At 56.4% G+C, this 15,870-nt stretch carries 15 protein-coding genes; 12 read left to right on the top strand and 3 right to left on the bottom strand.

Annotation, left to right across the window (positions count from 1 at the left end):
- Position 1 precedes the first annotated feature (1 nt).
- The 10 genes from recF (at position 2) to rpsR (ending at position 10,878) form a co-directional block, all read left to right on the top strand.
- A complete protein-coding gene (recF, locus tag GN107_RS09145; RefSeq protein WP_155287556.1) occupies positions 2-1,126 on the top strand; it encodes a DNA replication/repair protein RecF in 1,125 nt (374 codons plus the stop codon).
- A gap of 34 nt (positions 1,127-1,160) precedes the next feature.
- Positions 1,161-3,119 (top strand): DNA topoisomerase (ATP-hydrolyzing) subunit B, encoded by a 1,959-nt coding sequence (gyrB, locus tag GN107_RS09140; protein ID WP_155287555.1) that lies wholly within the window; start codon positions 1,161-1,163, stop codon positions 3,117-3,119.
- Between the two features lie 108 nt (positions 3,120-3,227).
- A complete protein-coding gene (gene gyrA / locus GN107_RS09135; RefSeq protein ID WP_155287554.1) occupies positions 3,228-5,852 on the top strand; it encodes a DNA gyrase subunit A in 2,625 nt (874 codons plus the stop codon).
- A 1,005-nt stretch (positions 5,853-6,857) separates the two neighbouring features.
- Positions 6,858-7,937, top strand: a complete 1,080-nt coding sequence (locus GN107_RS09130) for a M42 family metallopeptidase (protein ID WP_371863486.1) — start codon at positions 6,858-6,860, stop codon at positions 7,935-7,937.
- 14 nt (positions 7,938-7,951) lie between these two features.
- Positions 7,952-8,464: a GNAT family N-acetyltransferase gene (locus GN107_RS09125; protein ID WP_230678594.1), complete on the top strand. Its 513-nt coding sequence runs from the start codon at positions 7,952-7,954 to the stop codon at positions 8,462-8,464.
- Positions 8,465-8,530: 66 nt separating this feature from the next.
- Complete coding sequence (locus GN107_RS11395; protein WP_230678593.1) at positions 8,531-8,785, top strand: Gfo/Idh/MocA family oxidoreductase; 255 nt, start codon at positions 8,531-8,533, stop codon at positions 8,783-8,785.
- Positions 8,786-8,804: 19 nt separating this feature from the next.
- Positions 8,805-9,437, top strand: coding sequence for a Gfo/Idh/MocA family oxidoreductase (locus GN107_RS09120; RefSeq protein ID WP_230678592.1), 633 nt, complete (start codon positions 8,805-8,807; stop codon positions 9,435-9,437).
- Positions 9,438-9,676: 239 nt separating this feature from the next.
- Positions 9,677-9,973 carry a 30S ribosomal protein S6 gene (gene rpsF / locus GN107_RS09115; RefSeq protein ID WP_155287551.1) on the top strand — a complete coding sequence of 99 codons (297 nt, stop codon included), beginning with the start codon at positions 9,677-9,679 and terminating at the stop codon, positions 9,971-9,973.
- Between the two features lie 35 nt (positions 9,974-10,008).
- Positions 10,009-10,611 carry a single-stranded DNA-binding protein gene (gene ssb / locus GN107_RS09110; protein ID WP_155287550.1) on the top strand — a complete coding sequence of 201 codons (603 nt, stop codon included), beginning with the start codon at positions 10,009-10,011 and terminating at the stop codon, positions 10,609-10,611.
- Positions 10,612-10,638: 27 nt separating this feature from the next.
- Positions 10,639-10,878 carry a 30S ribosomal protein S18 gene (rpsR, locus tag GN107_RS09105; protein WP_155287549.1) on the top strand — a complete coding sequence of 80 codons (240 nt, stop codon included), beginning with the start codon at positions 10,639-10,641 and terminating at the stop codon, positions 10,876-10,878.
- Positions 10,879-11,176: 298 nt separating this feature from the next.
- Here the strand turns inward: rpsR and GN107_RS09100 are convergent, their stop codons facing one another.
- Positions 11,177-11,998 (bottom strand): HAD family hydrolase, encoded by an 822-nt coding sequence (locus tag GN107_RS09100; RefSeq protein ID WP_196246306.1) that lies wholly within the window; start codon positions 11,996-11,998, stop codon positions 11,177-11,179.
- Positions 11,999-12,110: 112 nt separating this feature from the next.
- Between GN107_RS09100 and GN107_RS09095 the strand changes: the two genes are divergently transcribed.
- Positions 12,111-12,980 (top strand): AraC family transcriptional regulator, encoded by an 870-nt coding sequence (locus GN107_RS09095; protein WP_155287547.1) that lies wholly within the window; start codon positions 12,111-12,113, stop codon positions 12,978-12,980.
- Between the two features lie 86 nt (positions 12,981-13,066).
- On the opposite strand, the gene GN107_RS09090 is transcribed toward GN107_RS09095, so the two are convergent.
- Both GN107_RS09090 and GN107_RS09085 read right to left on the bottom strand, forming a co-directional pair.
- Positions 13,067-13,666, bottom strand: coding sequence for a pentapeptide repeat-containing protein (locus GN107_RS09090; RefSeq protein ID WP_155287546.1), 600 nt, complete (start codon positions 13,664-13,666; stop codon positions 13,067-13,069).
- 39 nt (positions 13,667-13,705) lie between these two features.
- On the bottom strand, positions 13,706-13,885 hold the full coding sequence (locus GN107_RS09085) for a hypothetical protein (RefSeq protein ID WP_155287545.1): 180 nt from the start codon (positions 13,883-13,885) through the stop codon (positions 13,706-13,708).
- Between the two features lie 210 nt (positions 13,886-14,095).
- On the opposite strand from GN107_RS09085, the gene GN107_RS09080 reads away from it, so the two are divergent.
- Positions 14,096-15,493, top strand: a complete 1,398-nt coding sequence (locus GN107_RS09080; RefSeq protein WP_155287544.1) for an aspartate ammonia-lyase — start codon at positions 14,096-14,098, stop codon at positions 15,491-15,493.
- The last annotated feature ends 377 nt before the right edge of the window (positions 15,494-15,870 follow it).

The following is a 15,870-nucleotide window of genomic DNA, read 5'->3' as shown; positions in this document are numbered from 1 at the left end:
CATGTATTTGCAGAAACTGCAGCTGCGGAACTACCGCAACTATGAGCAGGCCTTCGCGGAGTTTTCGCCGCAGATCAACGTGCTCATCGGCAGCAACGCTCAGGGCAAGACGAACCTGCTGGAAAGCATCTACGTTTTGGCCCTGACGCGCAGCCACCGCAGTAACAACGACCGGGAACTAATTCGTTTTGGTAGTGATTTTGCCCGGATCGACGGGCGGGTACTCCGCTCCAGTGGCGGTGCCGACCTCCGGCTAGTGATCAGTGCCGCCGGTAAACGCGCGCGCGTGAATAACCTGGAGGCGCCCCGGCTGTCGCAGTACCTGGGTAAGCTGAACGTGATTTTGTTTGCGCCTGAGGACCTGAACCTCGTTAAGGGCAGTCCGGCCCTGCGCCGCCGCTTCATTGACATGGAGTTCGGGCAGATGAGCGCCAGTTACCTGGCCAACCTCAGCCAGTACCGCAGCGTTTTGAAGCAGCGCAACGCTTACCTGAAGCAGCTGCGCTTGCATCAGGCCAAGGACCTCGTGTACTTGGACGTGCTCACCGAGCAGCTGAGTGGTTTTGGCGGCAAGGTGATTGCCGCCCGGGCGCACCTGCTCCAGGACATGGGCAAGTTTGCGGCGGTCATTCACAGCGAAATCAGTCATGGGGCCGAGCACCTCGCATTGCGTTACGCCAGTCAGGTGCCGGAAGCGGCCCACACGGACGCTGCGGCTGCGACGACGGAGCTGGCGGCACTATTCGCCAAGCACCGCCAGCGTGAGCTCGATCAGGGCACGACCCTGTTTGGTCCGCACCGCGACGACGTGCAGTTCCTAGTGAACGACCGCGATGTTGCCGTTTACGGGAGCCAGGGCCAGCAGCGCACCACCGCGCTGGCCGTGAAGCTGGCCGAAATCGACTTGATGAAGCAGGAGACCGGCGAGTACCCGGTGCTGCTGCTCGATGACGTGTTGTCCGAACTGGACGACAAGCGGCAGACCCACCTGCTCACGGCGATTCAGGATAAGGTGCAAACCTTCCTGACCACCACGAGTTTGGACGGGATTGCCCGGGAAATAATTCAGCAACCGGCAATTTTCAATGTGCACGCCGGTGTGCTCACTAAACAAGATGGTTTTTGATACTTAGAAGTCACGCGAGCAGGAGGAACAAGCCTTGAGCGATAAGGATAATGAAAAAGAAACCAAAGCCGAGCGGGCCGCGGAATATGATGCCAGCCAGATTCAAGTTCTGGAAGGCCTAGAAGCCGTTCGGAAGCGTCCCGGGATGTACATCGGGACCACATCTAGTCAGGGCCTGCACCACCTGGTTTGGGAAATCATCGACAACGGGATCGATGAAGCCCTCGCCGGTTTTGCCAGCACGATCGACGTGGTGGTTGAGGCTGATAACTCCATCACCGTGACCGATGATGGGCGCGGGATTCCAACCGACATTCAGAAGCAGACTGGGCGGCCGGCGCTGGAAACCGTCTACACCATTTTGCACGCCGGTGGTAAGTTCGGCGGTGGCGGCTACAAGGTTTCTGGGGGCCTGCACGGGGTTGGTGCGTCCGTTGTGAACGCGCTGTCGACCCACGTTGAAGTTGAGGTTGCCCATGGCGGCAAGCGCTACGGCATCACCTTCAAGCGCGGCAAGGTCGATCGGCCGATGTACGTCATCGGGGATGTTCCCGAAGATGTCCACGGTACCAAGGTCCACTTCGTTCCGGACCCAGACATTTTCACCGAGACCACGGTTTTCGATGACAAAATTCTGGTGACCCGCATCCGCGAATTGGCCTTCCTGAACAAGGGCTTGCGGCTGACCTTTACCGACAAGCGCGCCGACACGGCCGAGAAGCTCGACTTCTTCTACGAAGGCGGGATCCGGCACTACGTTGAATTTTTGGACCGCGGCAAGACCACCTTGCTGCCGGAACCAGTTTACGTTGAGGGCCAGCAGGACGGCATCACGGTTGAAGTCTCCTTGCAGTACACGGATGACTACCACAGCAACCTGCTGACTTTTGCCAACAACATTCACACATATGAAGGTGGGACGCATGAGGCCGGCTTCAAGGCCGCCCTCACGCGGGTCATCAATAGTTACGCCCACAAGTCCGGCGCGCTGAAGGATAACGATGACGCGCTGACCGGGGATGATGTCCGTGAAGGTCTGACCGCCGTTGTCTCCATCAAGCACCCAGACCCGCAGTTTGAAGGGCAAACCAAGACCAAACTGGGGAACTCGGACGCGCGGACGGTGACCGACCGGACCTTCTCCGACCACTTCACTAAGTACCTGATGGAACACCCGAGTGCCGCCAAGCTGATCATCGACAAGGCGACCCTAGCGTCCAAGGCGCGGCTGGCTGCTAAGCGGGCCCGCGAAGTTACCCGGCGCAAGAGTGGTCTGGAAATCTCCAGTCTGCCTGGCAAACTGGCGGATAACTCCAGTAAGGACCCGGCAATCTCCGAACTCTTCATCGTCGAAGGGGATTCCGCCGGTGGTTCCGCTAAGAGTGGTCGTAGTCGTTTGACGCAAGCCATCCTGCCAATCCGGGGCAAAATTTTGAACGTTGAAAAAGCCTCCACGGAGCGGATCCTGGCGAACGAAGAAATTCGGACGCTGTTCACCGCTATGGGGACCGGCTTCGGTGAGGACTTCGACATCACGAAGGCCCGCTACCACAAGTTGATCATCATGACCGATGCCGATGTCGATGGGGCCCACATTCGGACCTTGTTGCTCACCTTGATCTACCGCTACTTGCGGCCGGTGCTCGATGCGGGCTACGTCTACATCGCCCAGCCACCGCTGTACCGGGTCAAGCAGGGCAAAATGATGCGTTACCTCGACACGGATGCCGAGCTCGAAGAACTGCTAGGCCAGTTGCCACCGAGCCCGAAGCCTGAGATTCAGCGGTACAAGGGTCTTGGGGAAATGGACGCCAACCAGCTATGGGATACGACCATGAACCCAGAGAACCGGCGCCTGCTGCGGGTTTCTGCAGAGGACGCGCAGGATGCTGAATCAGTCTTTGAAGTCTTGATGGGCGACAAGGTTGAGCCGCGGCGCAAGTTCATTGAGGACAACGCCGTGTACGTTGATTCCAAGAACATCGACGCATAGCATCTGGCACTTAAACAAACCGATATTGTTAGCAGTAAATGCTAGTAACGTGTGGTAGTGGTTAAACAACTGCTGCCACACTCTGAGAGAGGAGCGGAATAGCGGAATATGGATAATCAAGATCACCGCATTGAGACGGTCAAACTCGTCCCAACCATGCGCAAATCATTCCTCGAGTACGCGATGTCAGTCATCGTTGCCCGCGCGCTGCCAGATGTTCGTGACGGGCTGAAGCCAGTCCAGCGGCGGATTCTGTACGGGATGAACGAACTTGGGGTCACCCCCGAAAAGCCATATAAGAAGAGTGCCCGGATCGTTGGGGACGTCATGGGTAAGTATCACCCCCATGGTGACTCCTCGATTTACGAAGGCATGGTGCGTATGGCGCAGGACTTCTCCTACCGCTACATGCTGGTTGACGGCCATGGTAACTTTGGGTCCGTCGATGGTGACGGTGCCGCCGCAATGCGGTACACCGAAGCCCGGATGAGCAAAATCACGATGGAGATGCTCCGCGACATCAACAAGGACACCGTTGATTGGCAGGATAACTATGACGGCACGGAACGTGAACCAGTCGTTTTGCCGGCCCGCTTCCCGAACCTGCTCGTTAACGGGGCCACCGGGATTGCGGTCGGGATGACCACCAACATCCCGCCGCACAACCTGGCCGAAGTCATTTCCGCGCTGCACATCCTGATGGACAATCCGGATGCCACCACCGCTGACTTGATGACGGCACTGCCTGGCCCTGATTTTCCTACCGGTGGGGTCGTTCTGGGTAAGAGCGGCATCCGCAAGGCTTATGAAACCGGCCAGGGCACCATTACCCTGCGCGCCAAGGTTGAAATCGAGCAGGAAAAGTCCGGCCGCGAACGCATCATCGTTACGGAAATCCCGTACATGGTCAACAAGGCCAAGCTGGTTGAACGGATAGCGGACCTGGCGCGGGAAAAGAAGATTGAAGGCATCACGGATGTCAACGATGAATCCGACCGTGAGGGGATGCGCATCGTTGTTGATGTGCGCCGCGACATGTCGGCTAACGTCATTTTGAACAACCTGTACAAGCTCACCCCACTCCAGACTGGTTTCTCCTTCAACATGGTGGCCATCGTCAACGGTGCGCCAAAGACCTTGTCCCTGAAGGAAATCCTGCAGTACTACCTGCAGCATCAGGAACAAGTTATCCGGCGGCGGACCGCCTTTGACCTCAAGAAGGCCAAGGCCCGGGAACACATCCTGGAAGGCTTGCACATCGCCCTCGACCACATCGACGAAATCATCAACATCATCCGGAGTTCCCAGACTGGGGACCAGGCCAAGACCATTTTGATGGACAAGTACAAGTTGTCTGACAAGCAGAGTCAGGCCATCCTGGACATGCGGCTGGTGCGGTTGACCGGTTTGGAACGCGACAAGGTTGAGAACGAATTGAAAGACGTTCGGGCTTCAATCGCGGACTACCAAGACATTTTGGCCAAGCCAGAACGGATTCACCAGATCATCTACCAAGAACTGCTCGACATCCAGAACAAGTTCGGCGACAAGCGCCGGACCGAACTGCGCGTTGGCGAAGTCCTCAGCATTGAGGATGAAGACCTGATTGAAGAGGAGAACGTGGTCATCGCGCTCACCCACAACGGTTACATCAAGCGGTTGAGTCAAGACGAGTTCAAGACCCAGAACCGTGGCGGCCGCGGGATTCAGGGGATGGGTGTCCATGATGACGACTTCATGGAACACCTCATCACCAGTTCCACGCACGACACCCTGCTGTTCTTCACGAACAACGGGAAGGTCTACCGTGATAAGGGTTACGAGATTCCTGAATACAGCCGGACTGCCAAGGGGATTCCAATTGTGAACCTGCTCGGTATTGGTGCGGGTGACAAAATTCAGGCTGTCATCAACGTGCCGCGGACCAAGGTCGAGAACGCGTACCTCTTCTTCGTCACGAAGCAGGGGACCGTTAAGCGGACACCGGTTGCTGAATTCGAAAACATCCGCAGCAACGGCCTGATTGCGCTGAACCTGCACGATGATGACGAATTGACCAACGTGCTGCTGACGGACGGTGATGACACCATCATGGTCGGCAGTCACAATGGTTACGCCGTTACCTTCAAGGAGGATGCGGTCCGCAGCATGGGTCGCAGCGCCGCTGGGGTGCGGGGGATGAACCTGCGTGCTGGTGACTACGTTGTCGGTAGCGACATCATGCGCCAGGGCCACGAAGTCTTCACCATCTCCGAAAAGGGTTATGGTAAGCGGACACCAGTCAGTGAGTACCCAGTCAAGGGTCGCGGCGGTAAGGGTATCAAGACCGCCAACATCACCGAGAAGAACGGGCCACTCGCCGGCATCACCACGGTTGACGGCAGCGAGGACATTCTCGCTGTTACCGACGCCGGGGTCATGATCCGCTTCCACGTTTCCGATGTTTCCGAGACCGGTCGTAGCGCGATTGGGGTCCGGCTCATTCGGGTCGACGAGGGCACCAAGGTCGCAACCATGGCCAAGGTGGACCACGTTGATGACGATGATCCAGACGCGGCTGATACTGATGCTGAGACCGCAACGGATAGTGCTGCAACGACGGGCGCCGACCAGCCGGTTGACGGGCAAAAGGATCAGCAGGTGCAGGAACTCTTGCACCGCGCCGAAGATGACCAGCAGAACCAGGACAATGGGGATGCTGATAACGGCGACAATGACGATTCACAAAAATAGTTAATTGAATTAGCGATAGGGACCGGGGCTGAATTGCTCCGGTCCCTATTTGCGTACAGTTAACTGGTCAGGTAGAGGCCCGGGCGGTGGGGTTAGCTACTCCCGCTCCAGCCCGGAGCTACTCCATGCACAGGGTCGCGTTCAAGCCTTGCAAAACCAGCAAGTCTTGCCGCTAAGCTGGCGGCCAACACTCGCCTCCGGCTCGCATTGTTGTCCGTGCGCTTCCCCCGATAATTGGCCGCAAGCCTGCATAAACCGCAGTCTAGCTGCCAATTATCGCGATGGCATGGAGCAGCCCCGTTCCTCCGCTCCGTAGCTGACCCCACCGCCCTACATTGATTTTGTAGTAGTACTGGGCTATTTCTATTGCCTGATGGACACTAAACTATTCTGTTATCGGACTGATATCACGCCAGTCGCTACTTACAATCTGATTAACAGAATTAGGAAAGATAGCAGTTAGTTAAAACTCCCCTTGAGTAATTAAGCAGGTAACCAGAGTTTGCATACTCAGGTGGAACTTTTTAAACCCTAAGCTCCAAATTGTTGGGTTGATTACTGGATTGTAGTATCAACGAATAGCATTTTAAGGTTACCTTGTGAGAGTTAATTCAATCGTTTTGTAAGAATGGAGATTAGCGTAGGGTGGTGGGGGTATCTACGGAGCGGTAGCCACGGGGGTGGGCCATGCCATCGCAATAATTGGTCGCGAAACTGCGATTTTTGCAGGTTTGCCACCAATTATTGGGGATAGCGCAGGGACAACAGGGCGACCGAAGGGAGCGTTGGCCCGAGCTAAGCGGCGAGACTTGTGGTCTTTGCAAGGCTCGAACGCGACCCTGTGCATGGACCACCCCAGTGGCGGAGCGGGAGTAGATACCCCCACCACCCGACAGTGCCGTTGCCCGGCCTACAGCACATCAGGTAGTTGACCTGTATGCGCTTGCCGGTTATTGTTGGCTTATCGAAAACGATGCTACTTTTGCCAAGACAACATGGAGGCTAATGATTATGGAGTCGGTCGAAAGAATCAAGCAATTCAGTAATGCCAACGGGACCGCGGGCTTCGAGGGTGAAGTCGTGCGCCTGTTCGCCGAGCAGACGGAGGGTCTCGGTGAGCTGACCGTTGACGGGATGTTTAACGCAATTTTGCGGCGGAAGGGCAACACCGGTAAGCGCCCCGTCGTGCAGCTGGACGCCCACTCGGACGCGGTGGGGCTGCTGACGCAGGCGGTCCGGCCGAACGGGATGCTCAAATTCGTCACGCTCGGCGGGATGGTGCCCACTAACCTGCCCGCGATGAAGGTGCGCGTGCGCAATCAGGACGGCGATTATCTGCCCGGCGTGGTGGCGACCAAGCCGCCACACTTCATGACCGCCGCGGAGCGCAACGCGGTGCCGCAGATTGCCGAGATGTCGGTTGATATCGGTTCATCGAGCCGCGAGGAGACCATTCAGGACTTCAAGGTTGATACTGGCTGCCCAATTTTTGTCGATGTGGACTTCGAATATAACGAACAAAAAGGGCTACTTTTTGGCAAGGATTTTGATGATCGGCTCGGTGCCGCGGCCATGGTCGAGACTTTAGTCCAGCTTGCCGACAAAAATTTGGCCGTGGATGTTGCGGCCGGTCTGTCCGCGCAGGAGGAAGTCGGTCTGCGGGGGGCATACGTGACCGCGCGCAAAATCGACCCGGACCTGTGTATCGTACTCGAAGGGGTGCCGGCCGACGATACCTTTGAACCCGACTGGCTCAGTCAGACCCGCATGGGCGGCGGCCCGATGCTGCGGGATTACGACACGACCTTTGTTGCCAACCCCCTATTCCAGACCTACGCTACCAACCTGGCGACCGAACTTGGCATTCCTTACACCCGGGCAGTGCGCACCGGCGGCGGCCAGGACGGCGCGGCAATCGGCAACTGGAAGGGTGCCCCAACGGTCGTTGTGGGCATTCCGGTCCGTTACGAACACACGCCGTACAACTGGGCGAATTTGGCTGACTACAAGAACGCGGTGGCGCTTACCGTGGCTCTGCTCGAACGGCTCGACGCTGACACTATCAGCGGCTTCAGTGCGTTCTGATGGTGATCAGGGGTTTGCGCGCCGAGGATGCGGCGGCGTACGCTGTGTATCGGCGTGATTTTCTAGACAATGATGCGGATAATCCATACAGTGCGGGGATAAGGCGGCAACTTGATGCTGACGATACCGTTGACGAGGCCATCATGCGCGCGCTGAGCAATTTGCAGCCAACTGCGGAGTGGCGGGTGCCCCAGGTGGATTATTACCTCTTTCTGGACGCCGCGACCATCGCTGGACGGGTCAGTTGCCGGCTCGCGATGACGCCGGAGCTGGCGGAAACGGGTGGTCACATTGGCTACGGCGTCGCGCCCAGTCAGCGCAGGCACGGTTACGCGCAGCAACTACTGCAGTACGCCCTGAACCTGTACCGGCGCCGCGGGGAGCCCTTCGTGATCCTGACGGCCGCCGCCGGGAACAAGGCCAGCCGCCACGTAATTGAGGCCAACGGGGGCGTTTTGCAGCGGCAGGTCCCCGGTAAGGGGGATGAACCGCTGTGCATTTACCACATCGCGCTCACGCATGCCTGAATTTTGCTCGTGGTATAATAGCGCTAACACTAGCGCGGCGAGCTGGCCGCAAGTAAGGAGCTATTGATGCTAAAAATTGGGGTAATGGGTCTGGGCAACATCGCTCAAAAGGCCTACCTGCCGGTGATGGCGGGAATGCAGGATGAATATGACTGGTACTTGTGCACACGTAACGCCGAGAAGGGCCACGCGCTTGCGGCCAAATACGGCTTCACGAACGTGTTCCAGACCGTGGACCAGCTGGTTGCGGCGGGGATGGACGCCGTGTTCGTGCACACGCCGACCACGACGCACCCGCAGATCTTGCGGCAGGGGTATTAACGTCTACGTCGACAAGCCGGTGGCAACAGATGTGAACGTGGTGCGGGAGCTGTACGCGCTGGCCAAGCAAAAGGGTGTGCTGCTTACTTGCGGCTTTAACCGCCGTTTTGCGCCGAACAACGTGGCACTCAAACAGCTGCCCAATAAGCAGATGATCGTGGCCGAAAAAGACCGCGAACACACCCTGCAAGACGCCGAATTTGCCGTCTGGGACCTAATGATTCACTCCGTCGATACGGCGCTGTGGCTGATGGACGAGCCGGTCACTGGGCAGACGGCGCGGGTGCTCCGCAATGATGCGGGCGAGCTGCTGCAGGGCTACCTCACCGTGACCGGCGTGCACAGTCAGGTGCAAGTTATTACCAACATGGACGCCCACGCCAACAACGAACTGGTGACGGTGCAGGCCGCGGACGCCCGCATGACGAGCAACGACTTGCTCCAGCTGCGGGTGGCAACGACCAGCGGCATTCAGATCCAGCACCGGCCCGACTGGGAACCGACGCTCGAAACGCGCGGCTTTGCGATTCTGACCCGTGCTTTCCTCAAGGCCGTCAGTGACGGCGGCGCCAATCCAGTCAGCCCGGAGTCCGCAATCGCCAGTCACGCGGCCTGCGCGGCGATCGTGGCGACATTCAAAGCGGAAAAATAGTGGCAAAATTTTGGGTGGCCGCGGTAAAGATGGCCACCCATTGCGTAATGTACTAGTATGGTCGCAAGAAACCACGGCGTCGCTAAAAATATTTTGCTCGTGGCCCGTGGGTGCTTGCCGCCTGCACCGAACTATGATAAGCTATTGGTCTGTGAGTATTTGGTCCTAGTGACCCCGTGCTTGCCCCTTGTCTCTACTACGTGTAGAGACCAATAGACCATAAGGAGGTGAAACGTCAAATGACTGAAACAAAGTATGAAATTACCTACATCATCCGTCCTGACATGGACGAAGCAGGCAAAGCAGCTCTTGTTGAACGGTTTGACAACATTTTGAAGGATAACGGTGCAACAATCGTTGACTCCAAAGACTGGCAGAAGCGTAAGTTCGCATACAAGATCAATAAGTACACTGAAGGTACTTACCACATTGTTAACGCAACTGCTTCTGATGACAAAGCAATCAACGAATTCGATCGTCTTGCTAAGATCAGCAGTGATATTCTGCGTCAGATGATCGTTAAGCGTGAAGACTAACCGGGCCTAGTACCCGGTAATAGGGGGACGAAGGAATGATTAATCAAGTCGCATTAACTGGTCGCCTCACTCGGGACATCGACCTGCGTTACACGCAGAGTGGTTCCGCGGTCGCGACATTTACACTTGCAGTTGACCGCCAGTTTACGAACGCGGCGGGCGAACGTGAGAGTGACTTTATTAGCTGCGTTATTTGGCGTAAGAGTGCCGAAAACCTATCGAACTTCACACGTAAAGGTTCACTGATCGGGGTCGAGGGCCGGATTCAAACCCGGACTTATGACAACGCTCAGGGCCAGCGTGTGTACGTGACCGAAGTGGTCGTCGACAATTTTGCCCTACTCGAAAGCCGTGCCACAACTGAGGCCCGGCCCCACGATACAAATAGCAGTAGCAATTCCTTCAATAACCAGGGCAACGGTTCACAGCAGAACCGTCCAGCCCAGGGTGGATCACGGCCGGCTGCCCCAGCTGGCTCCGGGAACCAGATGAATGGTAATCAGCAGAACAATTCGAACCAGAACGCCGGCAACGGTGCTAGTGGTAACAAGAGCTCTAACGACCCGTTCAACAATCCCGATCCGTTTGCCAGCAACGGCAAGCAGATCGACATCTCGGATGATGATCTTCCCTTCTAAAATCTAAAAAAAGAAGGAGTGATTTCGATGGCACAGCAACGTCGTGGAGGCGGTCGTCGTCGCCGTAAGGTAGACTTCATCGCAGCAAACCACATTGAATACATCGATTACAAGGACACTAACTTGCTCGAACGGTTCATTTCTGAACGCGGCAAGATTTTGCCACGCCGGGTTACCGGTACTTCCGCAAAGAACCAGCGGAAGCTTACGATTGCGATCAAGCGCAGTCGGATCATGGGTCTCTTGCCTTTCGTTGCAGAAGACTAATTAAACATGAATTTAATGGGAGTCTGCAGTTTGCAAAAACTGCAGGCTCTTTTTGTACAGAGCGGAGAGGAACGGTCTGAAGGTGAGGACTAGGGAGCTCCGGACTAAATACCTGGGCTTTGACATTTTGGCCGCAACCTTTAGTTCCTCGTAGCTAGACTATGGTAGCGAAAAAACAGCCCGCGGGACACGGCCCCCGCGGGCTGCTACTGGTTTTGTGTGGAAATTAGTGAGGGGGAATTGCGGTAGGCCGATTGGGGCAATGGTCTACGCCTAAGTGGGTTGCCGCAATTCGCTGTTAAGCCTGCAGGGCTGCGTTCATTGGTGGCTTCGGCTGCCGCAGCAGTTGGGTCAGGACCCGCAGCACACCATTGTCATCACAAGAGGTGGTGCGAAAGCGCGCGTAAGCTTCCATGCCGGGATCCGCGTTGGCCACGATGAAGCTGTACGCGGCTGTTTGTAACATCTCCTTATCGTTGGCGGCGTTCCCGAAGGCCAGCATCTGGTCGGTCGTGATGCCATCGAGTGCTCCAAGCATGCGGAGGGCGCGGCCCTTACTGACGCCGCGCGGGGCAATGTCCACCCACGCGGGCCCGCTAACGGTACATTCGTAGCAGCCATGGCAAAGTTGGCGGTAGTGGGCAACGTATTGCTGCTGCGCACTGGCACCGGGACAGTAGGCACTGATTTTGTCGACAGCCACGTGCAGCCGCTGCAAATCGGGCACGACCGTGATTTTGCTGAAGAACTGCTGCAGCTCCGGCAGGTACTTGCGGTCCGCCGCGGCCACATAGACGGATTCGCTCCCGCAGAGGCAGGGTACGTCGCCGGCCGCAGCAATCTGCGCCGCCAGTTGCCGATAAATCGCGGGCGCCACCAGCTCGGCACTGATAATTTGGCCGTTGCGGTAAATCAGCCCGCCGTTATCACAGATGAGGCTCAGTTGCGTCTCCGGGAACATCGCCAGCAGGGTCTGCAGCGAGCGGCCGCTGGCAATCACGGTCTGAATGCCGCGCCGGCTCAGTGCTGTTACGTAGTTATTGAAGTTTGCGGGCAAGCGCCCGGCACTATCCAGGAGGGTGGCGTCCATGTCGCTCGCCACCAGTTTGATTTTGCTCATCGCCGCCACCTCCTTTCGCATCAATGACCACAGTATAGCTGGCAAAATCCGCAAAATATGCGATAATAGTCCGTAGAAATATCATTATCGTACGGAACGGAGGCAAAAACTGATGGCGACAGCGGAACCTAAGCCCGGGACGCGGTATAACGTGGGCACCTATCCTCTACATATTGACGTGCTAGACATGTACCAACTCAATTACCAGCAGCCCCCGCACTGGCAAGCTGATCTGGAATTTTACCTCGTGATTGCCGGGACGGCTGCGGTTTACGTTAACGGCGTGTGGCAGCAATTGCAGCAGGGGACGGGTTTAGTGGTCAACAGTCGGCGTCTGCATTACCTCAGCGCCGAGCGGGGCACGACCGCCCGCGTCGCCACCGTGCTGGTCAATCCCGAGCTGCTGGCGGCGAGCACCACTGATGCCGGTGCGGAATTACGGCAGCACAGCGCCAGCAGTAGTCAGGATTATCTGTATTTGGAGAAGCAGACTCCGTGGCAGGCCACGATTTTGCGCCGCCTCAGCCTGCTAGCGAATTACCACCGCTACGGCGGCAGTGACCCGCTGAGTGCGTATACCGACGCACTGGCCTTGTGTGCACGGACCGTGGGCCACTTCGCTCGCAACGTGCGGCCAGAGGTTGCCGCCGATGCAAGCCAGACCGCCGCGGTGTGGCAGATGGTGGACTATGTTGACCGGAATTTTGCGACGGACATTGCGGTCAGCGACATCGCGCGGGCCGGGCGGGTCGGGCGCAGCCAGTGCTATGACCTGTTTGCCAAGGTGCTGGACGTCAGCCCCAATGCTTTGTTACTCCAAAAGCGGCTCGAATACGCCACGGCCCTGCTGCGGGGGACCGAGCTCGACATGGCGACCGTTGCGCAGCGCGCCGGTTTCAATGATGCGAGCTACTTCGCCCGCGTCTTTAAGCGGCAATTTGGCCAGACGCCGCGCGCGTACCGGGTGGCTGCTCGCAGCTAATATATAGTAGAACTCAAAAAGCACATGCTCAGTTGCTACTCAACAACTGAGCATGTGCTTTTAATATTGATAGGGAAAGTACCCCTTCACTTAACCCGCACGCCCAGTACTGCTACCAGTGCTGGTGCTTGCCAAGACGCAATTTTGAGTCCCCGGATTCGGTCCGGGCTCAGCATGAGTGCGCTGAAGCTCGCACCGCTGAGGTCCCATTTTGCTAAGTTACTATCGGTGAGGTCTGCGCCGTCCAAATTACAATCGTCAAGGACCAGCTTTGGCTTCACCACTACAGCCTGCATGCTGGCTTCGTGCAGGTCACACCCAGTGATGGTCGTTTTCTCCAGCGTTGATTCGCTCAGGTTCAGCATGCTAGCGGTACAATCGCGCAGCGCACACTGAATGAGGCGGCACGCGGTCAGACTAATGCCGGTCAGCCGGCAACTAGTAAACTGCACGCCGCTAAGCACACTTTCATTCCAGTCGCTATTAGCCAAGTTGCAGTGCGTTAGGCTGCAGTCGAGGAGCTCGGTGTGCGTGCAGTCACCCTGAAAGGTGCAGTGATCGAACTGCACGCTCGCGAGATGGACCGGCTCCAGACTGCCAGTCAGGATGCAGTTTAGGTAGCGGTGCTCGTTGGTGCAGTCGTCAAGCGTGAGGGTCTGGTCCTTGATTTCGTCTGGGTCAGTCATACTGTTTATCCTCCGGTGTTACTGGCAAAATGCAGCGGCTTACTTTTTGCTTGGCTTGGCGTAGATGATGAAACCGATCACGATGGCAGCCAGCAGGGCGAGTGCGAGCAAGCCGTTACCGATCCCGGCTTCGAAACTCTTAATGACCATCCAGAGTGGTAACAGCATTAATACGCCGATGATGATCCACAAGGTGGTTTTGTAATGCTTAGGACTCATGTAGAGGGACTCCTTTGATGTCAGATTTACTAGCGTCACTGATAAATACTATCATTATAACGCCCACAACCGTTCCATGAAACAAAAGCCGGGTTAGGCATGGACAAGCCGGCGCGAATGTGCGATACTTCTGACAATTTGAATAATATTTGGGAACGGCAATTGTGCCGCCCAGTAATTAATTTTCAGCTGTGACTGGAGGATTACGGAATGCATTATGAAGAAGACTGCGTAGGGCGCCTTGCCCTCGCCGATGACGTACTGTATGGGGTGCACAGCGCACGCGCTGCTGCTAACTTTCCATTCAAGGAGCGGGTCCACCCACTATTGGTGCACGAACTGCTGCTGATCAAGAAGGCTGCAGCAACGTGTAACCTCGAGGGCGGAACCTTGACCCAGGCTAAGGCAAAAGCCATTATCGCGGCATGCAACGAACTACTATTAGGTAAGCACGCGGACGCGTTCATTGTTCCCGCGATTCAGGGCGGCGCGGGGACGTCCACCAATATGAACGTCAACGAGGTGGTTGCCCACCTGGCCAAGCAGATGAGCGGCAGCGCCATTCACCCGAATGATGATGTTAACCAGGGTCAGTCTACCAACGATGACTACCCGAGTGCCGGCAAAATGGCGACGGTCCGGCTGTTGCCGGCATTGCTCAACGCGGTGCAGAGTCTCAGCCAGACATTATCTAGTAAGGCGGACCAATTTGCGGATGTGATCAAGGTGGGCCGGACGCAGCTGCAAGACGCTGTCCCAACTACTTACGGCCGCAGCTTCCACGCCTACGCCAGCATGTTCCAGCGCGATGTGCGCCGGTTGCGCGTTGCGGGCGATAGCTTGCTCGACGTCAACCTTGGCGGCACCGCAATCGGGACGGGGATTAACGCCAGTTCCTACTATCAGAGTCACATTGTGGGCCAGGTCAACAAGCTGAGTGGCTTACAGTTGCGGCAGGCACCAGATTTGAGTGATGCCACCCAGAATGCCGATGTCTTTGCGGAGTTTTCCGGGGCCATGAAGACATTAGCCGTGAACCTCAACAAACTCTGCAATGATCTGCGCCTACTATCTAGTGGTCCCCAAGCTGGTTTAGGTGAGCTGCACCTGCCAGCCCGCCAGGCGGGTTCATCAATCATGCCGAACAAAATTAACCCGGTTATTCCCGAGGCGGTGAGCCAGATTGCTTTTGCCGTGATCGGTAATGACGTGACGGTCACCATGGCCGCCGAAGCGGGGCAGATGGAACTTAATGCTTTTGAACCGCTGATTTTCAAAAAGCTCTTTGCAGGTGAGGAACAACTGACTGCCGCCATCCGCATGTTGGTCGACAACTGCTTGCGGCAGCTGGATGTGGATGAGCAGCGCTGCAAGCATGAGGTTGAGCACTCCGCCGTTGCGGCGACGGTGCTAACGCCGTACTTGGGTTACACGGCCACAACGAAACTGATCAAGGAGGCACTGAGCAGCGGTCAATCTGTGCGTAAACTAATTTTGGAACACGGCCTGCTGGATGCGGACACGGTCGCACTGCTATTCAGCAATGAATCCTTGCTGGGCGGCAAAAGTGCCATGGCAACGGCCTCGAGTTCGTCTGAACGTCATTAATTAAGTAAATTCGTAAACTAAGCAAAAGCCGTGACGGTCCTGCCGTTGCGGCTTTTTGAATGCTGTGGCGTAAAGACAAAATTGAAAAGGGGACGTTGCGGCGAAAAAGTTTGCTGAAAACTGTTGACGGGAGTGGCTCTACTTGGTACTATATTCAAGTTGTCAATTGAGTGCGGCGTTCGCAAGAACGGCACAAGGCCTATCGGGCCGGCATTCATTGCTAACAAAATAAAAAATGTTGTTGACAAACTGCTGACAATATTATATGATATAAAAGTTGTCGCGAGGCGATGACGAGCAACAAAGTAGTCCTTTGAAAACTGAACAAAGTTTCGTATAAATGTAGGTTCTTCAGCATTTTGCTGAAGGAAGAATTA

Origin of the sequence: Lacticaseibacillus zhaodongensis (genome assembly GCF_009687905.1) — a bacterium.
Taxonomy (GTDB): Bacteria; Bacillota; Bacilli; order Lactobacillales; family Lactobacillaceae; genus Lacticaseibacillus; species Lacticaseibacillus zhaodongensis.
The sequence above is the reverse complement of the archived record's forward strand: the minus strand, read 5'-3'. Positions and strand labels throughout refer to the sequence as shown.